Genomic DNA, 6,567 nt, shown 5'->3' with positions numbered 1-6,567 from the left:
TGGATTCCACACCGGCGCAGATGAACGCATCGCCGGCGCCGAGCTGGATCTGCCCGGCGGCGAAGTGGATGGACGTCATGGACGAGCCGCAGAAACGGTTCACCGTGGCGCCGGCCACCGTTTCCGGCAGCCCGGCGAGGAAGCTGGTGATGCGCGCGATATTCATGCCCTGTTCGCCCTCGGGATAGGCGCAGCCCATGATCAGGTCCTCGATCAGGCTGGCATCCAGGCCGCTGCGTTGTACCAGTGCCTTGACGGTCTGCGCGGCGAGGTCGTCCGGGCGTACGTCGATCAGCGCGCCCTTTTTGGCGAAGTGGAACGGGGAGCGGGCATAACCCGCGATCACTACGGAAGTCATGGTCGGTCTCCTGAACAGCTGTCAGCGCCCGAGGATCAGGCAGGTGGTGGAACCGGTGGCGTAGAGCTTGCCGTCCACGTCGTAGAGACGGCCTTCGGCCAGGGCGGTGGAGCGGCCGACATGCACGATCGTGCCCTCGGCGCGGATCGGTCCGGTGTCGCGGGTCAGTGCGCGGATGTAGCTGATGCGCAGGTCGGTGGTGGTGTAGCCCAGGCCCGGTTCGAGCATGGTGTGCACCGCGCAGCCCATGGCCGAGTCCAGCAGCGTGGCCGCGTAGCCGCCGTGCACGGTGCCCAGCGGGTTGTAGTGGCGCATGTCCGGGGTGCCCTGGAAGATGAAGCGGCCCTGGCTCCATTCCAGCGGGACGAAGCCGATCAGCGCGTTGATCGGCGGGGCGGGCAGCTCGCCTGCTCCGATGCCGTCGAAGAACTCCTGGGGCGTCTTGCTGCGCAGTTCCTGCAGGGCAATCACGCCGGGCTCGGCCAGGCGCTGGCGCATTTGCGCGGCCGCCGCTTCCCAGGCGGCAATCTTCTGTTCACGGGTCGGTGTCAGTTCGGTCATCGCGGGCTCCAGCACTTCGATTAAATATTACGATCATCATACTAGCATTGAATGATGGCCGGCATATAAGTGACGGAAGCGCCATCCAGCAGGGCTGAAACGACAGGGAAAGGGGGAAGGAGAGGGCGCTGGCGGAGCGGACTCCGCCAGCGCGGAGGGCTTTACTCGGCGGTGGCGGTCATGCTGGCCGCGCGGGCCTGGCTGCGCTGAGCCTTGTATTGCAGGGCGACGGCGGGCACCGGCGAAGCGACACCGGTTTCGACCCAGCGGCGGATGCGACCGGCGTCGGCCACGTGGGTGCGTTTGCCAAAGGCATCGAGCAGGGCCAGGGCGACCGGGCGGCCGTTCATCATGGTAACCATCACCAGGCAGTGGCCGGCGTCGTTGGTGAAGCCGGTCTTGGTCAGGCGGATGTCCCACTTGCCGTTGCGCACCAGCGGGTTGGTGTTGAAGAAGCTCAGCGAATAGCTGGGCTTGCTGAAGCGCGCATCGCTGGTCGCCGTGGTGCTCAACTGGCGGATCTGCGGGTAGGTGTAGGCAGCCTTGGCCAGGCGGATCAGGTCATTGGCGTCGGAAACGTTGTGGATCGACAGGCCGGTGGGCTCGACATAATGAGTGCTGGTCATGCCGAGGGATTTCGCCTTGGCGTTCATGGCTGCGACGAAGGCCCTGGAGCCGCCCGGGTAGTTGTGGGCGAGGCTGGCGGCGGCGCGGTTTTCCGAGGACATCAGCGCCAACAGCAGCATGTTCTGGCGGCTGATCATGCTGCCCAGGTGGACGCGGGAGAACACGCCCTTCATCTCGGCGGTCTCGGAGATGTCCACGGGGATCAGCTCGTTCATCGGCAGCTTGGCGTCCAAGGTAACCATCGCGGTCATCAGCTTGGTCACCGAGGCGATAGGCACTACCAGGTTGGGGTTGCTGGAGTAGAGGGTCTTACCGTTCTCCAGGTCGACCACCAGCGCGCTGCCGGAGGCGAGGACGAGTTCTTTGGCGGAGGCCGTCTTGGGGGTGGCAGCAAAGGAGTTCGATGTACAGACAACAGCGGCGCAGGCAAACAGCAGGCTCAGTATCGAACGACGAGTAGTCATGGATGTGATTCGCAAGCGTTGAGTGGGAATTTGTCTACATCCATGTAGGCATTTTCGTCGAATTCTACTGCAAGGCCTGCGCTAGCGCACCTGGCGCTGGGCGTCTCAGTTTGCGACAACCTGAGACGTGCCGACGTCGTCCAGGCAAGGCCACGACTGGTACTGGCGGCCGTAGCTCAGCTACCAGCTCGAGCTGTTGCGAAATGCAACCGCAGCGGTTGGGAGGCGAACTTCCGAAACTCTTCTCAAGGCCTCGCCAGCTCTGGCTTTCAGGCCGAATGGCACGCTTTGTGAGTAGCTATCCTGAATGATGCGGAGGCGCCCGCCAACATCGTTCTGCCGATGGTCGGGGTTGCGTTTACCTTTACGTTAACGTAAACATTCTCCGTCGCCCGCGACCGGTCAGTCAGTCCGGCGGGGTAGGTTGGCTCTCGGTGCTTTGGCACCGCTGCCAGAGTCGATCGTTCAGCGTTGATCCCAGAACAAGCACAACAAGGGAAAGCCATGAACCACCTGAGTTACACCCGCGGCCCCCAGGACAAACCCCTGCTGGCCATGACCGTCGGCGCTGCCTTCGACGCCACGGTAGAGCGTTTCGCGGCCCGCGAGGCTCTGGTCGTGCGTCACCAGAACCTGCGCTACACCTGGGCCGAGCTGGCCGAGGTGGTCAATGGCATCGCCCGCGCTTTCCTCGCCCTCGGCCTGCGCCCCGGCGACCGGCTGGGCATCTGGGCGCCCAACTGCGCGCAATGGTGTGTCACCCAGTTCGCCAGCGCCAAGGTCGGCGCAGTGCTGGTCAACATCAACCCGGCCTACCGGGTGAGCGAACTCGAATACGCGCTCAAGCAGTCCGGCTGCCGCTGGCTGGTGTGCGCCGATGCGTTCAAGACGTCCGATTACCACGGCATGCTTGCCGACCTGCTGCCCGAACTGGGGCAGGGGCGACCGGGCGAGCTGTCCAGCGACCGCCTGCCGGAGCTGCGCGGGGTGATCAGCCTGTCCGATACGGCGCCGTCCGGCTTCCTGCGCTGGAGCCAGCTGGAGCCGCTGGGCCGTGGCACGTCCGCCACCGAGTTGGCCGAGCGCCAGGCGCTGCTGCAGTTCGACGAGCCGATCAACATCCAGTACACCTCTGGCACCACCGGTTTCCCCAAGGGCGCCACGCTCAGCCACTACAACATCCTCAACAACGGCCTGATGGTCGGCGACAGCCTCGGCCTCACCGAGCACGACCGCCTGGTGATCCCGGTGCCGCTGTACCACTGCTTCGGCATGGTGATGGGCAACCTCGGCTGCCTGACCCACGGCTCCACCATGATCTACCCCGCGCCCAGCTTCGAGCCCGAGGCAACCCTGGCGGCGGTGGCAGAAGAGAAGGCCACCGCGCTGTACGGCGTGCCCACCATGTTCATTGCCGAACTGGATCACCCGACCCGCCACGACTTCGACCTCTCCAGCCTGCGCACCGGCATCATGGCCGGCGCCACCTGCCCGATCGAAGTGATGCGCCGCGTGATCGACGAGATGCACATGGCCGAGGTACAGATTGCCTACGGCATGACCGAGACCAGCCCGGTGTCCCTGCAGACCGGCCCGGAAGACGACCTGGAAACCCGCGTCACCACCGTCGGTCGCACCCAGCCGCACCTGGAAAGCAAGATCATCGACGCCGACGGCCGTGTCGTCCCGCGCGGCACCATCGGCGAACTCTGCACCCGTGGCTACAGCGTGATGCTCGGCTACTGGAACAACCCGCAGGCGACTTCCGAGGCCATCAGCCCGGCGCGCTGGATGCTCACCGGCGACCTCGCCGAGATGGACGAGGCGGGCAACGTGCGCATTGTCGGGCGCAGCAAGGACATGATCATCCGCGGCGGCGAGAACATCTATCCGCGCGAGATCGAGGAGTTCCTCTATACCCACCACGCCGTGGCCGACGCGCAGGTGATCGGCATTCCCGACGAGAAGTACGGCGAGGAGCTGGTGGCCTGGGTCAAGTTCCACCCCGGCCACAGCGTCGCCGAGGACGAGCTGCGCGCCTTCTGCAAGAACGCCATCGCCCACTTCAAGGTGCCGCGCCACTTCCGCTTCTGCGACGAGTTCCCGATGACGGTGACCGGCAAGGTCCAGAAGTTCCGCATGCGCGAAATCAGCATCGACGAGGTGCGCGCCAAGCGTGGCTGAGCGTTCGACACCTTCCTGCGCCCAGGCGTGCGTCCCTGACATCGGCGCGCCATGGGCGTAGAGAAGGGCACCATCTCCATCCGCCTGGTCAGCGAAGCGCTGGCCGAGTTTCGTCGCGCCGGCCGTGACGACGGGCCTCTATTGGCCGCCGCCGGCATCGCCCCGGAGCTGTTCGGCAAGCCTTACGCGCGGGTTTCCAGCCAGGCTTACGCGCGGCTCTGGCTGCGCCTGGCGAAGGAGATGGACGACGAGTTCTTCGGCATGAATGCCCGGCGCATGAAGTCCGGCAGCTTCAACTTCATGGCCGCTGCTGCGATCCGCGAACCGACCCTGGAAGCGGCGATGAACGCCGCGCTGCGCTTCATGGGCCTGGTGTTCGACGACTTCTCGCCGCGCCTGGTGCGCCAGGACGGCGTCGCCTCGATCACCCTCGACGAGCCTGCAAGCTCCGCGCCTCGCGCTTTCTGCTACTTCACCCTGTGGTTGATGCTGCATGGCCTGGCCTGCTGGCTGGTGGGGCGGCGCATCCCGATCCTCGCCATCGAGCTGCGTTGTCCACGGCCGGATTTCATCGAGGACTACCGGGTGATGTTCTGTGACAATCTGCGCTTCGCCCGCCGCCAGTCGCGCCTGCTGTTCAACGCCGAAGCGCTGGAGCTGCCGGTGCGCCGCGACGAGCGCGAGTTGCGGCGATTCCTAGGTGGCGCGCCGGCCAATATCCTGGTGCGCTACCGCGACCCGCAGAGCCTCGCTGCACGTACCAAGGCCTACCTGCGCAGCCTGAAGTTCGAGCGCTGGCCGGACCTCGACGCATTGGCCAGCCACTTCTACATGGCGCCCTCTACCCTGCGCCGCAAGCTGGCCGCCGAGGGGCAGTCCTACCAGGCACTCAAGGACCAGTTGCGCCGCGACCTCGCCCTTGCACGGCTGGACAGCGGCGACGGCAACTTCGCCGACCTGGCCGAAGAGCTGGGTTTCGCCGACACCAGCGCCTTCTACAAGGCGTTCCGCAAATGGACCGGATCGACGCCGGGGCAATACCGCGCACTGATCCGCCAGGAGCCTGAAATTTAAGGGCGCCGCTCAAGTAGCCGCCTTTCAAGCCGATAGAACGACACAGAACCGCTCTTGCCCAAGGACGCCCCTCCATGCCCCTGTCCCGCCTTTCGATCCAGTGGAAGATTACGCTGCTGACCGGCCTCTGCCTGCTCTGTATCGTCTGCCTGCTGGTCGGCCTCTCGCTGTTCCGGATGAACCATGATGCGCAGCTGATCAAGGCGGCCAATGCTGACATGCTCAAGGACGCGGCCAAGTCGCGGATGCAGGCGCGCAGCGAGCAGCAGGCGGAAATCATCCAGCGCTTCTTCACCGACGTGTACCACTTCGGCAACCAGTTCTCCCGCCAGGTCGCCCAACTGCGCGAACAGTCCACCAAGCACGGCGCGGACCCGGCAGCCGTGCGCAAGGACCTCAACCTGCTGGTGCGTGACGGCCTGAAGAGCAACCCCAACCTGCTCAGCCTCTACGTGGTCTTCGAGCCCGATGCGCTGGACGGCCAGGACGCCGCCTTCCATGACCAGCCCGATGCCGGCAGCAACGAAAAGGGCCGCTTCGGTGCCTACTGGGCGCAGAAGGCCTCCGGTGAAATGACCGGCCTGGCAGTGACCGAAGACATGATCGCCGACACCTCGGCCATGCTCGACGGCAGCCCGTTCAACACCTGGCAGCTGTGCCCGCTGCAGACCCGCAAGGCCTGCGTGCTCAACCCCTATTTCGACAGCGCCTCGGGCACCAAGGTGCTGATGACCACTGTGACCTTCCCGCTGATGGACCAGGGCAAGGTCATCGCCGTGATCGGTATCGACATCAGCCTCAGCCGCCTGCAACAGTTGGCCGTTGATGGCGACCGCGAGCTCTACGACGGTGCCGGCAGCGTCAGCATCGTCAGCCCGGCAGGCCTGCTCGCCGGCTACAGTAGCGACGAAGCGTTGCTCGGCCAGCCGCTGGAGAAGGCCATTCCCGGCCAGGCCGCCGAACTGCTGTCGCTGCAGGCCAGCGGTCGCCCGCAGGTGCTGGAGAAGGATGGCCAACTGCGGGTGATCGAGCCGCTGCTGCCGATCCCGGACGCCACCAAGCCATGGGCCGTGGTGCTCGACGTACCGCAGGACGTGCTGCTGGCTCCCGCGCTGCAACTGCAGAAGCAGCTCGATGAGCGCAACTCCAGCGGTGCGCTGTGGCAGACGATCTTCGGCCTGATCGCCGCCATCGTCGGCCTGCTGCTGGTCTGGCTCACCGCCCGCGGCGTGACCCGGCCGATCCTCGGTGTGGCCGCCATGTTGCGCAACATCGCCAGCGGCGAAGGCGACCTGACCA

The 6,567-nt window shown here is 65.5% G+C and carries 5 protein-coding genes and 1 pseudogene; 3 read left to right on the top strand and 3 right to left on the bottom strand.

Going from position 1 to position 6,567, the window contains the following annotated elements; genetic code table 11:
- The 3 genes and pseudogenes from A9513_RS13495 to pbpG form a co-directional block, all read right to left on the bottom strand.
- Nucleotides 1-358 (bottom strand): annotated as a pseudogene (locus A9513_RS13495) (acetyl-CoA C-acyltransferase); the annotation flags it as partial.
- A gap of 21 nt (nucleotides 359-379) precedes the next feature.
- A complete protein-coding gene (locus A9513_RS13490) occupies nucleotides 380-856 on the bottom strand; it encodes a PaaI family thioesterase (RefSeq protein ID WP_084359768.1) in 477 nt (158 codons plus the stop codon).
- Between the two features lie 224 nt (nucleotides 857-1,080).
- A complete protein-coding gene (pbpG, locus tag A9513_RS13485; protein ID WP_065084998.1) occupies nucleotides 1,081-2,010 on the bottom strand; it encodes a D-alanyl-D-alanine endopeptidase in 930 nt (309 codons plus the stop codon).
- Nucleotides 2,011-2,514: 504 nt separating this feature from the next.
- Here pbpG and A9513_RS13480 point away from each other — a divergent pair.
- The 3 genes from A9513_RS13480 to A9513_RS13470 form a co-directional block, all read left to right on the top strand.
- A complete protein-coding gene (locus A9513_RS13480) occupies nucleotides 2,515-4,194 on the top strand; it encodes an AMP-binding protein (RefSeq protein WP_065084997.1) in 1,680 nt (559 codons plus the stop codon).
- Between the two features lie 51 nt (nucleotides 4,195-4,245).
- Nucleotides 4,246-5,268, top strand: a complete 1,023-nt coding sequence (locus A9513_RS13475) for an AraC family transcriptional regulator (RefSeq protein ID WP_024765565.1) — start codon at nucleotides 4,246-4,248, stop codon at nucleotides 5,266-5,268.
- 74 nt (nucleotides 5,269-5,342) lie between these two features.
- A partial coding sequence (locus A9513_RS13470) for a cache domain-containing protein (RefSeq protein WP_218060703.1) occupies nucleotides 5,343-6,567 on the top strand: 1,225 nt, incomplete at its 3' end.

This window comes from Pseudomonas sp. AU12215, assembly GCF_001675465.2.
Taxonomy (GTDB): domain Bacteria; phylum Pseudomonadota; class Gammaproteobacteria; order Pseudomonadales; family Pseudomonadaceae; genus Pseudomonas; species Pseudomonas nitroreducens.
Note: the sequence above shows the minus strand (reverse complement) of the source record. Positions and strands in the feature narration are given on the sequence as shown.

Coding starts and splice junctions, on each gene's coding strand:
- A9513_RS13475 (WP_024765565.1), top strand. CDS start 4,246: ATGGGCGTAGAGAAGGGCACCATCTCCATCCGCCTGGTCAGCGAAGCG.
- pbpG (WP_065084998.1), bottom strand. CDS start 2,010: ATGACTACTCGTCGTTCGATACTGAGCCTGCTGTTTGCCTGCGCCGCT.
- A9513_RS13490 (WP_084359768.1), bottom strand. CDS start 856: ATGCGCCAGCGCCTGGCCGAGCCCGGCGTGATTGCCCTGCAGGAACTG.
- A9513_RS13480 (WP_065084997.1), top strand. CDS start 2,515: ATGAACCACCTGAGTTACACCCGCGGCCCCCAGGACAAACCCCTGCTG.